The 14469-nt window shown below is 69.2% G+C and carries 10 protein-coding genes; 7 read left to right on the forward strand and 3 right to left on the reverse strand.

Annotated elements, in window-relative coordinates:
• The first annotated feature begins 16 nt into the window (after positions 1–16).
• From treY to hemH, 5 genes are read left to right on the forward strand one after another with little or no spacing between them, the layout of a single operon-like run.
• Positions 17–3124, forward strand: a complete 3108-nt coding sequence (gene treY / locus ACX114_RS07840; protein WP_459296246.1) for a malto-oligosyltrehalose synthase — start codon at positions 17–19, stop codon at positions 3122–3124.
• Positions 3121–5265: a glycogen debranching protein GlgX gene (glgX, locus tag ACX114_RS07845; RefSeq protein ID WP_459296248.1), complete on the forward strand. Its 2145-nt coding sequence runs from the start codon at positions 3121–3123 to the stop codon at positions 5263–5265. The genes treY and glgX overlap by 4 nt, the downstream gene beginning before the upstream one ends.
• Before the next feature lie 36 nt (positions 5266–5301).
• Positions 5302–6279 carry a TerC family protein gene (locus tag ACX114_RS07850; RefSeq protein WP_459296250.1) on the forward strand — a complete coding sequence of 326 codons (978 nt, stop codon included), beginning with the start codon at positions 5302–5304 and terminating at the stop codon, positions 6277–6279.
• A 57-nt stretch (positions 6280–6336) separates the two neighbouring features.
• The gene (apaG, locus tag ACX114_RS07855) at positions 6337–6720 is read left to right on the forward strand and encodes a Co2+/Mg2+ efflux protein ApaG (RefSeq protein WP_459296252.1); all 384 of its coding nucleotides are present in this window, start codon (positions 6337–6339) and stop codon (positions 6718–6720) included.
• 10 nt (positions 6721–6730) lie between these two features.
• The gene (hemH, locus tag ACX114_RS07860) at positions 6731–7798 is read left to right on the forward strand and encodes a ferrochelatase (protein WP_459296254.1); all 1068 of its coding nucleotides are present in this window, start codon (positions 6731–6733) and stop codon (positions 7796–7798) included.
• Here hemH and ACX114_RS07865 read toward each other — a convergent pair.
• Positions 7773–8870: a hypothetical protein gene (locus ACX114_RS07865; protein WP_459296256.1), complete on the reverse strand. Its 1098-nt coding sequence runs from the start codon at positions 8868–8870 to the stop codon at positions 7773–7775. The two genes, hemH and ACX114_RS07865, sit on opposite strands and share 26 nt — an antisense overlap.
• A gap of 94 nt (positions 8871–8964) precedes the next feature.
• On the reverse strand, positions 8965–11031 hold the full coding sequence (locus ACX114_RS07870) for a hypothetical protein (RefSeq protein ID WP_459296258.1): 2067 nt from the start codon (positions 11029–11031) through the stop codon (positions 8965–8967).
• A gap of 374 nt (positions 11032–11405) precedes the next feature.
• Here ACX114_RS07870 and ACX114_RS07875 point away from each other — a divergent pair, with 374 nt between their 5' ends.
• Complete coding sequence (locus tag ACX114_RS07875) at positions 11406–11999, forward strand: hypothetical protein (RefSeq protein WP_459296260.1); 594 nt, start codon at positions 11406–11408, stop codon at positions 11997–11999.
• Positions 12000–12022: 23 nt separating this feature from the next.
• On the opposite strand, the gene ACX114_RS07880 is transcribed toward ACX114_RS07875, so the two are convergent.
• Positions 12023–12988 carry an L-threonylcarbamoyladenylate synthase gene (locus ACX114_RS07880; RefSeq protein WP_459296262.1) on the reverse strand — a complete coding sequence of 322 codons (966 nt, stop codon included), beginning with the start codon at positions 12986–12988 and terminating at the stop codon, positions 12023–12025.
• A 32-nt stretch (positions 12989–13020) separates the two neighbouring features.
• Between ACX114_RS07880 and ACX114_RS07885 the strand changes: the two genes are divergently transcribed.
• Positions 13021–14436, forward strand: coding sequence for a TIGR01777 family oxidoreductase (locus tag ACX114_RS07885; protein WP_459296264.1), 1416 nt, complete (start codon positions 13021–13023; stop codon positions 14434–14436).
• The last annotated feature ends 33 nt before the right edge of the window (positions 14437–14469 follow it).

Genomic DNA, 14469 nt, shown 5'->3' on the forward strand with positions numbered 1-14469 from the left:
CCTACCTCTGGGGCCCATGTTCCACGACGGTCTTGAGGCAGGGGAGCGCTCCGCGCGGCAGGCGGACGCGGATGGCACGCACACGACGGTGGAGGCCCAGGCGGACGACCTGTTCAGCCAGGTCCAACGCGAGCTGCAATCGCGCCGCGTCACGCCGCTGTCCACCTACCGGATGCAGCTGCACCAGGGCTTCACCTTCCAGCAGGCGAAGGCGCTGGTGCCGTACCTGGCGAAGCTGGGCGTGAGCGACTTCTACGCGTCGCCCTACCTCAAGGCCACGCCCGGCAGCACCCACGGCTACGACTGCGTGGACCACCAACGGCTCAACCCGGAGGTGGGCACGGCCGAGGACCACGCGGCCCTCTGTGACGCCCTGCGCGAGCACGGCCTGGGGCAGGTGCTGGACGTGGTGCCCAACCACATGGGCATCGAGCGGGACAACCGCCTGTGGCTGGACGTGCTGGAGAACGGCCCGTCGTCCGTCTACGCCAAGTTCTTCGACGTGGACTGGCAGCCGGTGAAGGACGAGCTGGCGGACAAGGTGCTGCTGCCCATCCTGGGGGACCAGTACGGCATCGTGCTGGAGCGCGGCGAGCTGAAGCTGTCCTACGACTCCGGCGCCTTCTATCTGCACTACTACGACCACCGGCTGCCGGTGGCGCCGCGCCAGTACGCCACCATTCTCAAGCACGGCCTGGAGCGGCTGGAGAAGCAGTTGGGCGCGGAGTCGCCGCACCTGGTGGAGCTGCTCTCCATCCTGACGGCCCTGGACCACCTGCCGCCGCGCACGGAGGTGAGCACGGCGAAGGTGATTGAGCGGCACCGGGAGAAGGAGGTCATCAAGCGGCGGCTGGGCGCGGTGGTGGCGGACAGCGCGGAGCTGGCGGCGTACGTGGAGGAGAACCTCCGGGTGTTCAACGGCACGCCCGGCAACGTGCGCTCCTTCGACCTGCTGGACACGCTCCTGCAGAACTGCAGCTACCGGCTGGCGCACTGGCGCGTGGCGGGCGAGGAGATCAACTACCGCCGCTTCTTCGACATCAACGGCCTGGCCGCCATCCGCGTGGAGGACCCGGACGTCTTCCTGGAAGCCCACCAGCGCATCTTCGAGTGGCTGCGCGAGGGGCGCGTCACGGGCCTGCGAATCGACCACCCGGACGGCCTCTTCGACCCCACCGCCTACTTCCTGGACCTCCAGGAGCGCTTCTTCGTGGAGCGGGCGCGGGCGCGCTTCGACGCCGGGAAGAAGGAGGGGGATGACGCGCGGTGGCCGGAGGTGGAGGCGCTCTTGCGCGCGAAGTGGCGGCGCGAGGTGATGGACACGCCGGACAGCCCGCTGCGCAAGGCGCTCTTCGTGGCGGTGGAGAAGATTCAGGGGGGCCGCGAGCGCATCCCGGAGTCGTGGGCGGTGCACGGCACCACCGGCTACCGCTTCGCCAACGCGGTGAGCGGCCTGTTCGTGCACCCGGCCGCGGAGGCGCACCTGACGGAGACGTACGAGCGCTTCGCGGGCGGCACGCAGGACTTCGCGGAGCTCGTGTACCAGAAGAAGCTGCTCATCATGCGCGTGAGCATGGCCAGCGAAATCAACGTGTTGGCGCACGAGCTCAACCGCATCTCGGAGATGAACCGCCGCACGCGCGACTTCACGCTCAACAGCCTGCGGCGCGCGCTGGTGGAGTTCATCGCGCTGTTCCCCGTCTACCGCACCTACGTGGACGGCTGGCGCGCGGAGCTGGACGTGCGCGACGTGCAGTACATCGAGTGGACCATCCAGCGCGCCAAGGAGCGCAACACCACCACCAACGCCTCCATCTTCGACTTCCTGCGCGACATCCTCCTGGGCCGCTACCCGGAGCACGTGGGGGACGACGAGAAGGCCGTCATGCTGCGCTTCGCCATGAAGCTCCAGCAGGTGACGGGGCCCGTCATGGCCAAGGGCCTGGAGGACACCGTCTTCTACATCTACAACCGGCTGGTGAGCCTCAACGAGGTGGGCGGCGAGCCGGAGCACTTCGGCATGCGCGCCACCACCTTCCACCTGCGCAACCAGGAGCGCGCGGAGCGCTGGCCGGCGAGCATGCTCACCTCCAGCACCCACGACACCAAGCGCAGCGAGGACGTGCGCGCGCGCATCAACGTGCTCACGGAGCTGCCGGAGGCGTGGCGGGAGAAGGTGCGCGCCTGGGCGGACCTCACCCGGCCCTTCGTCAGCCACCTGCCCACGGGGCCCGCGCCGTCTTCCAACGACGTCTACCTCTTCTTCCAGACGGTGGTGGGCGCGTGGCCCATGGGCGAGAGCGTGCCCCAGGCCGAGCTCCAGGAGTTCCACCGCCGCGTGCGCGAGTACATGGGCAAGGCCATCAAGGAGGCCAAGGTCCGCACGTCGTGGACCAACCCGGACGGCGCCTACGACGACGCGGTGGCTCGGTTCGTGGACGCGTGCTTCGACCCCGCGAAGGGCCAGGCCTTCCTGGACGACGTGAAGGCCTTCAAGCGCCGCATCGAGCGCGCGGGCCAGCACAACGCGCTGGGGCAATTGCTCCTGAAGCTGGCCTCGCCCGGCGTGGCGGACACGTACCAGGGCTGCGAGCTGTGGGACCTGTCGCTGGTGGATCCGGACAACCGCCGGCCGGTGGACTACGCCCTGCGCGAGCGGCTGCTCACGGCGCTGGACGACGCGGCGGCGAAGGACCGGCCCGCCCTGTGCGCCCGGCTGACCCGGGACATGGACGACGGGCAGGCGAAGCTCTTCGTCCTGGCGGAGTCGCTGCGGCTGCGCCAGAAGTACGCGGACCTCTTCCGCACGGGCGGCTACGAGGCGCTGGAGCTGTCCGGGCCGCGCTCGCCCGCGGCGGTCGGCTTCGCGCGCACGCACGGTGACAGCGTGCTGATTGCCTGCGCGCCGCGTTACACCCTGGAGGCGCTGGAGTCCGGGGGGCTGGCGCAGGCGTATGACGGTACGTTCCTGAACCTTCCGGAGGCATATGCGGGCATGATGTTCCGCAATGTCTTCACCGGGAACACCGTCCGTCCCCAGCAGGGGCCGGGAGGCGTGGGGCTGGCCCTGGGGCCGCTCCTCGCGGAGTTCCCGGTGGTGCTGCTGGAGAGGAGCACTGGATGAGAAGGGCCGAGGTGCTTCCAGGGAAGCCGTTTCCCCTGGGCGCCACGTACGACGGGAACGGCGTGAACTTCGCCGTGTTCAGCGAGCACGCGAAGAAGGTGGAGGTCTGTCTCTTCGACCCCACCGACCCCAAGAAGGAGACGCGCCGCTTCCCGTTGCTGGAGACCACGAACCACGTCTGGCACGGCTACATGCCGGGCGTGCACGCCGGCTGTCTGTACGGCCTGCGGGTTCACGGTCCGTATGAGCCGAAGAAGGGCCTGCGCTTCAACCCGCACAAGCTCCTGGTGGACCCCTACGCCCGCGCGCTGCACGGGCAGGTGGACCACAAGGCGCCCATCCACGGGTACGTGCACGGGGGCAAGGAGGAGGACCTCGTCATGGACACGCAGGACGACGCCTGGGGCGTGCCCAAGGCGGTCATCCTGTCGGACGGGTTCGACTGGGAGGGCGACAAGCGGCCGGAGATCCCCTGGCACAAGACGGTCCTCTACGAGCTGCACGTCAAGGGCTTCACGAAGCTGCACCCGCGCATTCCAGAGCACCTGCGCGGCACGTACGCGGGCCTGGCGCACCCGGCCAGCATCGAACACCTGAAGAAGGTGGGCGTGACGAGCGTGGAGTTGCTCCCCATCCACGCCTTCGTGGACGAGCCGTTCCTCACCCAGAAGGGGCGCTCCAACTACTGGGGCTACAACACGCTGGGCTTCTTCGCTCCGGACGCGCGCTACTGCGCGTCGGGCTCGCTGGGCGAGCAGGTGGCGGAGTTCAAGGGGATGGTGAAGCTGCTGCACCGCGCGGGCATCGAGGTCATCCTCGACGTGGTCTACAACCACACCTGCGAGGGCAACCACCTGGGGCCCACGCTGTCCTTCAAGGGGCTGGATGCCGGCGCGTACTACCGGCTCAGTGAGAAGGACCCGCGCTACTTCATGGACTTCACCGGGTGCGGCAACTCGTGGAACGCCACGCACCCGTACGCGCTGAAGCTCATCGCGGACAGCCTGCGCTACTGGGTCGAAGTCATGCACGTGGACGGCTTCCGCTTCGACCTGGCGACGACGCTGGGAAGAGACAGGCACGGCTACGACACCCGCGCGGCCTTCTTCCAGATCCTCCACCAGGACCCCGTGCTGAGCCGCGTGAAGCTCATCGCGGAGCCGTGGGACGTGGGGGACTACGGCTACCAGGTGGGCAACTTCCCGGTGCTGTGGAGCGAGTGGAACGGCAAGTACCGCGACACCATGCGCCGCTACTGGAAGGGCGACGACCGGCAGGCGGCGGAGATCGGCTCGCGCCTCACCGGCAGCTCGGACCTGTATGCGCTGTCCGGCCGCAAGCCCACGGCGAGCGTGAACTTCGTCACCGCGCATGACGGCTTCACGCTGCACGACCTGGTCACGTACAGCCAGAAGCACAACGAGGCCAACGGCGAGGAGAACCGCGACGGCGCCAATGACAACCACGCCTGGAACTGCGGCGTGGAGGGGGAGACGAACGACCCCAAGGTGAACGCGCTGCGCGAGCAGCAGAAGCGCAACTTCCTGGCGTCCCTGTTCCTGTCGCAGGGCGTGCCCATGCTGGTGGCGGGCGACGAGATGGGCCGCACGCAGAAGGGCAACAACAACGCCTACTGCCAGGACAACGAGCTGTCGTGGGTGAACTGGGAGCTCAACGAGAAGCAGCGCCAGCTCCTGGACTTCACCTCCCGCATCATCAAGCTGCGCCGCGAGCAGCCGGTGCTCTCCAAGCGCCGCTTCTTCCGCGGGGCCCACATCTGGGACAGCGAGCTGAAGGACCTGGCGTGGTTCCGCCCGGACGGCAAGGAGATGAAGCGCGACGACTGGGAGAAGCCCTACGTGCGCTCCCTGGCCTTCCTGCTGGGCGGGGACGCCATCGCCACGCCGGACGACGAGGGCCACCGCATCGTGGGGGACACGTTGCTGGTGCTGCTCAACGCGCACCACGAGCCCATCACCTTCATGCTGCCCGCCCTGGAGTGGGGCGCGGACTGGGAGCTGGTGGTGGACACCGCCGCCTCCGGGGAATCCCTGCGCACGCACACCCCGGCGGGCGGCAAGGTGCAGGCGGTGGGACGTTCCCTGGTCGTCTTGAGGCGCCCGGCGACGGAATGGGAGTAGCCGCCGGGGCCGTCCCGGAGTAGGCAGCGGGGCGTGATGACCCACACGCTCTGGCCCTGGGTGGCCTTCAACGTCTTCGTCCTGGCGATGCTCGCCATGGACCTGGGGCTGTTCCACCGCAAGGAGCACGCGGTGTCGCCGAAGGAGGCGACGCTGTGGACGCTGGTGTGGGTGAGCATCAGCCTCGCGTTCTGCGGAGGCGTCTGGCACTACGGCGGCAAGGGGCCCGCGCTGGAGTGGCTGACGGCGTACGTCGTGGAGTACGCGCTGTCGGTCGACAACCTCTTCGTCTTCCTGATGGTGTTCGGCTACTTCCGGGTGCCGCCGCAGCACCAGCACCGGGTGCTCTTCTGGGGCATCCTGGGCGCGTTCGTGATGCGCGCGCTGCTCATCGTCGCGGGCACGGCGCTGGTGGCCCGCTTCGAGTGGCTCATCTTCCTGTTCGGCGCGTTCCTCGTCTACACGGCCTCCAAGATGCTCTGGGCCAAGGAGGACGAGGACGTGGACCCGGAGGCGGGCTTCATCGTCAAGATGTCCCGGCGCCTCTTGCCGGTGGCGCGTCAGGGCGAGGGCAGCCGCTTCTTCGTCCACGAGGATGGCCGGCGCAAGGTGACGCCGCTGTTCATCGTGCTGATGGTGGTGGAGGCCACGGACCTGCTCTTCGCCATGGACTCCATCCCGGCGGTGCTGGGCATCAGCAAGGACCCGTTCATCATCTATACGTCCAACGTCTGCGCCATCCTGGGCCTGCGCTCGCTCTTCTTCGTCGTCTCCAGCCTGATGGAGAAGTTCCACCTGCTGAAGGTCGCGCTGGGCGTCATCCTGGCCTTCGTGGGCGTGAAGATGCTCATCGAGCACTGGTTCAAGATTCCCATCGGCATCTCGCTGGCGGTGATTGCCGGCTGCCTGCTGGTGGCCATCGTGGCGTCGCTGGTGTTCCCCAAGCCCCCGGAGGCGGCGGGCTCCACCCCGGTGGCGGAAGGGGACAAGGCCCGGGAGCAGGAGCACGGCTGAGGTAGGGCCCCTGCGTTTCCCTTGCATCGGGCGGGAGTCGCTGCCAAGTCTCCCGCCATGTCCACCGCCACCACCGACGGCATCCGCGTCACCGTGGAGCCGACCTTCTGGCCGGAGCGCAGCACCCCTGAGTCCGGGCAGTTCGCCTTCATGTACAAGGTGGTGCTCTTCAACGAAGGCACCGTCCCCGCGCAGCTGCGGTCGCGGCATTGGATCATCACCGACGCCCAGGGCCACATCGACGAGGTGAAGGGCGAGGGCGTGGTCGGCCGCCAGCCGCACCTCAAGCCCGGCGAGCGGTTCGAGTACACGAGCTGGGCGATGCTGAAGACGCCCTTCGGCACCATGCGCGGCAGCTACGAGATGGAGCGTCCGGACGGCACGCGCTTCGAGGCGCGCATCGCCGAGTTCGCGCTCACGTTGCCGCACGCGCTGCACTGAGACCTCGCGCATGCCTGTGCCGACCACGAAGCGGGGGCTGCTGCTCGTCAACCTGGGGACGCCGGACGCGCCCGAGTCCGGGCCGGTGCGCCAGTACCTGCGCGAGTTCCTCAACGACCCGCGCGTCATCGACATCCACCCGGTGGGGCGCTGGTTCCTCCTGAACCTCTTCATCCTCCCGTTCCGCCCCGCGAAGAGCGCGGAGGCATACCGCAAGGTGTGGATGAAGGAGGGCTCGCCGCTGCTCGTGTACAGCCGCGCGCTGGAGGCGCGGGTGCGGGAGCAGCTGGGGGACGACTACGAGGTCGAGCTGGCCATGCGCTACGGCAACCCGTCGCTGCCGGACGCCATCGCGCGGCTGAAGGCGAAGGGCGTGTCGGAGTTCACGGTGCTGCCGCTGTATCCGCACGAAGCCGCGTCGTCGTCCGCGTCGTCGCTGGCGCGCACCTATGAGGTGCTGGCGGAGGGCTGGGACGTCCCCAACGTGCGCGCGGTGCCGGCGTTCTGGGATGACGCGGGCTTCCTGGACGCGTTCGCGGCGGTGGCGCGGCCGGTGATCGCCGACACGCGCGCGGACCACGTGCTGTTCAGCTTCCACGGGCTGCCGGAGCGCCACATGCGCAAGAGCGACCCGACAGGGCAGCACTGCCTGTCGTCTGCGGGGTGCTGTGACGCCATCACGCCAGCGAACCGGCACTGCTACCGGGCGCAGTGCTTCGCGACGGCGCGGATGCTGGCGCAGCGGCTGGCGCTTCCGGAGGGCGGGTACACGGTGTCCTTCCAGTCGCGGCTGGGGCGCACGCCGTGGGTGAAGCCCTACACGGACCTGGTGCTGCCGGAGCTGGCGGCGAAGGGCGTGAAGCGGCTGGCGGTGATGTGCCCGGCCTTCGTGGCGGACTGCCTGGAGACGCTGGAGGAGATTGGCCTCCGCGCGAAGGAGCAGTTCGTGGAGGCGGGCGGCGAGTCGCTGACGCTGGTGCCGTCCCTCAACGCCCACCCGGAGTGGGTGGACGCCGTGGTGCGGATGGTGCGCGCTTCGGACGGCCCGGCCGCTACGGCGCGGGCGGAGTCGCGGTAGGCGCGGTCGGCGTCTCCTGCGCTGCCGGAGCCTGGGGCGCCTGCGGGGCCGCGCCGACGGGCGTGATGCGGGCCTGGTAGGTGCCCACGGGCAGGTTCACGGCGGGCTGCGCGGGGCCGTTGAGGGCGGTGGACAGGGTGCCCTCCCAGGAGCGCCACTGGCCGGCCTTCACCAGGAACTCGCCCTTGCCGGTGACCTTCACGGTGGCGCCCAGCTCGGTGCCTTCCGGCTGCGCGGCGGGGGCGGGGGGCGCGTCGTCCAGCTCGTTGGGGACCTCGATGGCGGCGTTCTCGGGGCCCGCCTGCTTCGCGCCCTTCTCCTTCTTGGGGAGGGCGGGGCGCGGGGGGCTGAGGGTGCCGCCGAACTGCTCCACGATGTCGTACTCGAGCGTGGCCACCTGCTCGCCGTTGTCGCCCGGGGTGACGGAGACGAGCTTCACGCGGTTGTGGCGCTCGCCGCCGGGGGCGCGGCGGAAGAGGGTGCCCAGGGCGTCCGGCGTGGTGAGCTCGGTGCCCAGGGACCACGTCTCACCGGGGCGCACGGGGTCGCGCGGCAGCTCCAGCACCAGCGTGGCCAGGTTGCGCGCGGGGCCCTGGAGCCCGTCGATGATGAAGCCGCGGTCGCTGAAGGTGGCGTCCTCGCCCACGCCGGCGTTGGGCGTCACGCGCAGCTGGCGCTCACCGGATTTGTCCAGCACGAGCACGTACATGTACTCGGTGGGGATGGGGGCCTTGGTGGCGGCCTTGGGCGCCTCGTCGGCGGGAGCGGCCTTGGCGCCCTTCTTCTTGTCGGCCTTGGCGGCCTTGGGCGCGGGGGCGGACTCGGGGACGGCCGCGTTGCGGTCCAGCGCCAGGTTGAGCCGGAAGGAGATGGGCGCGTCCTGGACGAGCTTCCAGCGCAGGACGACGGCGTCCTTGGGGACGGCGGGCGCGGCGGGAGCGGGAGCGGCCTCCTCGGGCTCGGGCGCGGTGGCCCCCGGCGGGCGCGGGATGGGCTCCAGCTTGCCCGGAGCCTCCTGCTTGCAGGCGGTGAACGCGAGGGCGACGAGCAGACCGGACAGACTTCGCTTCACGGGGACACTCCTGGTGACCGTCGCGGGATAGCGGAGCGGACGGCGGTTGTAAAAGGGAGAACGGGCTTTGACGCGGCCCGCCGAAGTTGGGGGCTCATGGTTGGGCCAGCGTGCAGGCGCGCAGGCCGTCCGGCGGGGTGGGCGGCGGCTCACCGGCGATGGACGCGAGGCGTGCGAGCACGCTCGGACCGGGCAGTGCGCCTCCGCAGGCAGTGGGACAGGTCGCCACGTGTTCGTCGAAGCGCGTGCACCAGGCCTCGATGGGGGTGGGTAGGACCGTGGAGGGCGCCCCAGGGGTGAGCGGCCGGGGGCCTGGAGGGGGCGGGCCTAGGCCCTTGGATTGGGTTTCCAGGCAGGCCAGGGTGTCGCGGGCTTCCGCCAGGCAAGCCTGTGCAGCGGGGGCGGGGATGCTGGTGGCGTCGTTCCACGCGGCGAAGCCCGCGGCGGCCGCGGCCTGGATGCGGGAGTCCCGGGCGCGCAGGGCGTCGGATAGCAGCAGCTGCTTCTGGACGGGGTTCAGGCTCTTCTCCGAGACGTTCCTGACGCGGGCCGCGGAGGGCGCGCCCTTCAGGGCCTCGGTCATCACGAGCAGCAGGGCCGCATCGGTCAGCGTGATGCGCGGACTGCGCCGCGAACCCAACAGCAGGTCGAGGACGGCCTCGCGTCCGCCCAGCCTGTTCACGTGGGACGGGGAGAGCAGCTTCGTCACGATGGCGGGCGTGGCGGTCATTCCGTCGAGCAGGCCGATGTCGCGCTCCATCACCCAGTCGAACAACGCCTCGGCGCGTGCGGGGAGATACAGGCTCAATTCATCGCGCAGCATGTGGAGGTGCGCCGGGGGCAGCGGATCGAGCACGCGCATGAGCTCCGTGGAGGGCAGCCTCCGGAGGTGGCGGGACAGGATGGGGATGGCTTCGCCCGGGCAGCGCGCCTCCGCGTTGGCGAGGGCGTGCAGCCGCTCCGCGGTCATGGCCAGGTCGGTGACGTGGACCAGCTCGAAGCAGGGAGTGCCTTCGCTCCAGCGTTTGAACGCCGCCGGGCTGGCGCTGCCTTCCTCCCGAATCTCGAGGACGATGTCCCGCAGCGGGAAGAGGGCGGGATGCTCCCGGCGGACCTGGTCGAACCACGCGTTCTCCAATGGGGTGAAGGAGCCCTCCTGCAATGTCTGGAGACTCGGCCATTCGCCCTTGCGCAGGCGTAAGAGCGCGTCGACCCGTTGGGCGGGAAGGTCCGCTGCCTGCGATAGGAAGTCGCGCTGCACGGCGGTGGGTTGGTCCCACAGCCATCGGGCCAGTGGCTCCGCGCGACCTTCCAGGATGCCGAGCCGCTCTGGCAGGCGGATGTTCTGGGCCCGGGACATCAAAGCCAGACACTGTGGACCCGGACAGGCGCCCCCCTGGAGCAGACGGGGGAGGGCCACGCGAAGGCCTTCCGGATGGCAGTAGGGCACGAGGACCGCGTCCCGCAGTTGCTGCTGACGTGAGAGGCGGTCTACGAGCTGGGCGCGTTGCTGGGGCGTGGCGGTGACGCCGCAGAGGAGCATGGCGGGCGTGGGCGGGCTCAAGGGATACAGCTCGCGCGCGGTGGGATGCGCGGCGTACTCCATTCGCGCGACGCCCACGCCTTCACGCGTGAGGTCCACCAGTTGGGTGAGGGCCTCCGTGCACGGATGCTCCGGAGCGTAGGGCCCGCCCAGGCAATCGAACTCCCTGCCGATGGCGTGATAGCGGAAGAGCGGGTCGGCTGTCTTTGCCCAAGCCTCACAGTCCACGGGCGCCGCGCGGGTGTTGGAGCCCGCGTGGGTGATGACACCATCGCGGCCGTCCAGCAGGAAGCGCAGATCCCGTGTGTTGGGAGTGACGCCCCGGGCTTCGAGCGTGAACGCCGCGTCCGTACCGCTACCGGCCTCCCGGACGGTGAAGATGAACTGGCAGCCGCCGACGGAGTGGGACTCCGGCGCGGGAGGCCGGGTGCCGTCGGAGCAGGGCAGGGGAAGGAAGCCGACGACCGCGGGGCGGTCGTAGCGGTCCTTCTCCCCGAAGAAGGCCTGTTCGGCGGTGTGGAGCGCGGAGAGTCCGCACACGGCTTCGGCGGAGGGGGCCGGAGGCGTGGCGGATGCCATGGCCAGGACGACCCATAACCACCCCGTGGCGATGCCCATGCGGCTGGTCCCCTCTCCGGACATAGAGCCTGGGCGACCCGGGCTGCTGGCCGCAAGCCCCGTCCCCCAATAGGGATGCCGCTCACCCGGCATTTTGCGGCGTCGTATAGTCCTTTTATTCAGGGCGACTGGATGCCAGCGGGCCCCAAGTGGAGCAGCGGAACGCTGGCGTACGCCCATGGAGTGAGCTCGTATTGGGGGTCGCCGTGAAATTCGGTGCTGTGGTTTTGGGAGTGGCAGTGATTGGCTTGACGGGGTGTGCTTCACGTAGCAAGGGGCCCACGCCACAAGCGCGTCGCGAAGCCATGCAGGAGTGGGCCAAGCAAGGCTCGGAGTACCGAAGCACAGAGGGATTTCAGGATGCGCGATGGGGAATGACGTCCAAAGAGGTGGCCGCCCTCTTTCCTGAGGCGATGCCCATTGGCGACGGTGCCCTCTTCGTGAGAACGACCATCGCCAACCTGCCTGCAACTGTGGTGCTTGGCTTTTTGGACGATCGGTTTGTTGCTGTTGATGTCGCTTTTGGCGGTGTGGGTGATTTGCGTGAAAGCCATGCTCTGATGCGCGATCTGCTCACGCGAAAGTATGGGCAGCCAGTTCGTGTTCGAGATACTGCCGAGGAAGCTCTTCTTCGTGCGGGTAGGTATCGAACCGTGACTGAAGTTGCCGTTGCTCTTGGGCAACCTGGTATCTCCAAGAGTGGATGGCCTGAAGAGTCGCCAGGTAAGGTGCAAGTTGAAGTGCGTGTCGAAGGGCCGAACGAGGCGTTACTTGGCGCGGCGCGAGCGGCTCAAACGGACTTCAAACTGTTGAATCAATGGAGGACGGTCGAGAGTCGCGTGAAGCTCTTGAGCTCCAAGTCACCAGAAGGTAACTCAATTTTCATTGAGTATCAGAGCGTCCGGTATTCGGCTGAAATAGCGAAGGCACGTGAGCTGGAACGTCAGAAGATGATGAAAGACCTCTGACCGATATCTCGAACGATTGACGCTTAGCCTTCCCGGGGAGCCGCCGCGCGGGACAGGCGGTCTCGCACGGCGATGCCCAGGCCGCTCGCGGCGGGCAGACAGGCCACGAGTACGTCGTGGCCCTGTTCGTCGGCTTCCCTGAGCCGCGCGTAGAGGACGCGCGCTGCCTGCGCCGGTTCTACGGGCACGTCGAAGCGCTGCACATCTCCAGGCAATGACAGTGACGCGGGGCCCAGCACTCCGACGCGCAATCCCTGTGCTCGCAGTGCTTCCACCCGCTGCACTGCTTCATGCGGCTCCGCGAGCACCACGCCCGCCCGGGGCGCGTAGTGCGACTCCAGTGAACCGGACACGCGCACCGTGGTCGACGTGCGCACCGGCACCGCACGCCCCAGGACTCTCTCGATGTCCTCTGTCGCCAGACCTCCGGGCCTGAGGATCGCGGGGGCTCCGGAGGACAGGTCCACGATGGTTGATTCCACGCCCACCGTGGACGGGCCTCCGTCCAGCACCAGGTCCACGTCGCTGCCCAGGTCCCGCTGCACGTGCTCCGCGGTCGTCGGGCTTACTCGTCCGAAGCGGTTGGCGCTCGGTGCGGCCACGCCTCCTCCCAGCCGTTCGAGCACCTCCATCGCCACGGAGTGGCCGGGAACTCGCAACGCCACCGTGTCCTGGCCTCCTGTCACCGCGTCCGTGGCCTTCGACGTGCGCCTCAGCACCAGCGTCAGCGGACCCGGCCAGAACGCCCTGGCCAGTGCCTTCGCTTCGTCCGGTACCTCACGGACCCACTCCGGCAGGTACTCCTCATCCGGGATGTGGACGATGAGCGGGTGGTTCGCCGGGCGGCCCTTGATGGCGAAGACGCGGCGCACGGCCAGCTCGTCCTCGGCGTTGGCCGCGAGGCCGTAGACCGTCTCTGTTGGCAGGGCGATGACACCGCCGCGTCGCAGCAATTCGACTGCACGGTCGAGGAGGTCGGGAGTAAGCATGCTCGGGTCGCACTGTCTCCCCTGGAGAAACCATGGGCAAGCCACACGTTTTCGAAGCGCACAGCCAGATGCCGGTCCCCGCCGCCGACCTCTTCTCCTGGCACACCCGCGAGGGGGCTTTCGAACGCCTGTCGCCTCCCTGGGAGACCGCGGAGGTCGTGGACCGCTCCGGTGACGGCATCCGCCCCGGCGCCCGCGTCGTCGTGAAGCTCCACCTGGGCCCCATCCCCCAGACCATGGTCGCCGAGCACACCGCCTACGTGGAGGGCTCCTCCTTCCAGGACACCCAGCGTGAAGGCCCGTTCGCGAAGTGGATCCATGACCACCGCATGAACCCCTCGGGCCCCCAGGCCTCCATCCTGGATGACCACATCCAGTACGAGCTGCCCGTGGGCGCGCTCGGGGACACCTTCGGCGGGGGCTACGCGCGCAAGCGCCTGGAGCGCATGTTCGCGTACCGCCACTCGCTCACCCGCGCGGACCTGCGCCGCCATGCGCAGTTCGCATCCCAGGGCCCGCTCACCGTGGCCATCGGCGGCGCGTCCGGCATGCTGGGCTCCGCGCTGGCGTCGTTCCTCACCACCGGCGGCCACCGCGTGAAGCGGCTGGTGCGCGGCCGGGCGAACGCGGCGCGCGGAGACATCTCCTGGGCGCCCGACAAGGGCACCGTCGACGCCGCGGACCTGGAGGACGTGGACGCCGTGGTGCACCTGTCCGGCGCCAACGTGGGCGAGGGCCGGTGGACCGACGAGCGCAAGCAGGAGATCCTCAAGAGCCGCACCGAGAGCACCCGCCTGCTGTGTGAAACGCTGGCCCGTGCCACCCGCAAGCCGCGCGTGCTCATCTGCGCCTCCGCCGTCGGCTACTACGGCAGCCGTGGCGAGGAGGAGGTGACCGAAACGTCCTCCTCCGGTGACGGCTTCCTCGCGGACGTCACGCGCCAGTGGGAGGCCTCCACCAAACCCGCCGAGGACGCGGGCATCCGCGTGGTGCACCTGCGCATCGGCGTGGTGCTGGACGCTCGCGGTGGGGCGCTCGCGAAGCTGGCGCTCGCGACCCAGGCGGGGGGCGGCGGGCCCGTGGGCACTGGACGCCAGTGGCTGAGCTGGGTGTCCCTGGAGGACGTGCTGGGCCTCATCCAGTTCGCCATCTTCACGCCTTCCATCCAGGGGGCCCTCAACGCCGTGTCTCCGAACGCGGTGCGACAGGGCGAGCTGGCGAAGGTGCTGGGCAAGGTGCTCCATCGTCCGGCGGTGTTCCCGCTGCCCGCCGCCGTGGTGAAGACCGTGTTCGGGCAGATGGGCGAGGAGACCCTCCTGTCCAGCACCCACGCCCTGCCCACGGTGGCGCAGGCGAAAGGCTTCTCCTTCCTCCTGCCCGGCCTGGAGGAGGCGCTGCGCTTCACGCTGGGCCGGACCACCGACGGCGCGGAATACCGCCACGGGTGAGCCCCACGCTTGACACTCCTCGGGAGGGGCGAC

The organism is Corallococcus sp. M7, assembly GCF_054512695.1.